This window comes from Mesorhizobium sp. M7A.F.Ca.US.011.01.1.1, assembly GCF_003998295.1.
In the GTDB taxonomy this organism is placed as follows: domain Bacteria; phylum Pseudomonadota; class Alphaproteobacteria; order Rhizobiales; family Rhizobiaceae; genus Mesorhizobium.
Genome location: NZ_RZRT01000193.1, coordinates 1 through 1,012 on the forward strand (window position 1 = coordinate 1; position 1,012 = coordinate 1,012).

Consider the following 1,012-nt stretch of genomic DNA (forward strand, 5'->3'; position numbering starts at 1 on the left):
TGCTGGTTTTTTTTTTTTTCCCCAAATCCCCGCCACTATGAAGCAACACTTCGCCGACTGTCTTCAAGCTACCCCGGAGAGTTTTCATGACAGAAGAAGGTGACAACAAAACCGACGTCCTCATCGAACTCACCGCTGATGTCGTCTCAGCCTATGTCTCCAACAATCCGGTCCCGGTGGAGATCTCCCTGCCCTGATCGGCCAAGTGCATGCAGCACTGAAAGGCACGGTCGACAACGTTTCCGCAGAAATGCCGGAAGCGCTAAAGCCTGCGGTACCGATCAGGAAGTCGGTGACACCGGACTACATCATCTCCCTTGAGGACGGGAAGAAATTCAAGTCGCTGAAGCGGCATCTGTCGACCCACTACGCGCTGACGCCGGATGAATATCGCGCCAAATGGGGTCTGCCGGCTGATTATCCCATGGTCGCGCCGAACTACGCCGCCGCGCGCTCGGCATTAGCCAAGACGATGGGGCTCGGCCGCAAACCGAAAGCGCCGGAGCCGGCGGCACCGACGAACCGGACCCGCAAGAAGGTCCAGCTTGATTTCGGCAACGAGCGGCAGGCCCCACCTTCACCGAAGACTGACGCGGCCCTGCGAGCAGCAAGCCCGGGTCGCAAGGGTGATGCCAGGGTGGTTCGGATCGATCTACGTCCGGAGCTAGTCGCGTCGGCGTTCAACGTGAGCAGTTTGAGGTCGGGCACGAAGCCGGGACTCACTGCGGAGAGGCTGCTGGCTGGCGCGGACCCGGTGCCTCAACGCCGCCGCGCCATCTGCATAGAATGTTCGTTACTCGGTGAATTTGAAAGCCGCCGAGCGATACCGCGCCGGTATGCTAGCTTGGCGTCCAACTTGAGTATTTCATTTGAAATCCCGTGTCTTCACTTTGATCGGTTCGACCTTCAGTGTCGGATCGACGAGATCGCGCGGTCGGAATCCTTTCGGCAGGCTGCGTGAATCGAGGCCGGGGCCGCCGTGATGGGCTTCGTCGCCTCGCCCATGCGGGAG

1 pseudogene is annotated in these 1,012 nt (G+C 59.9%); it reads left to right on the plus strand.

What is annotated here, in order from left to right:
• Positions 1-86: 86 nt before the first annotated feature.
• Positions 87-538: pseudogene (locus EOA13_RS37255) on the plus strand (MucR family transcriptional regulator); the annotation flags it as partial.
• Positions 539-1,012: the final 474 nt, after the last annotated feature.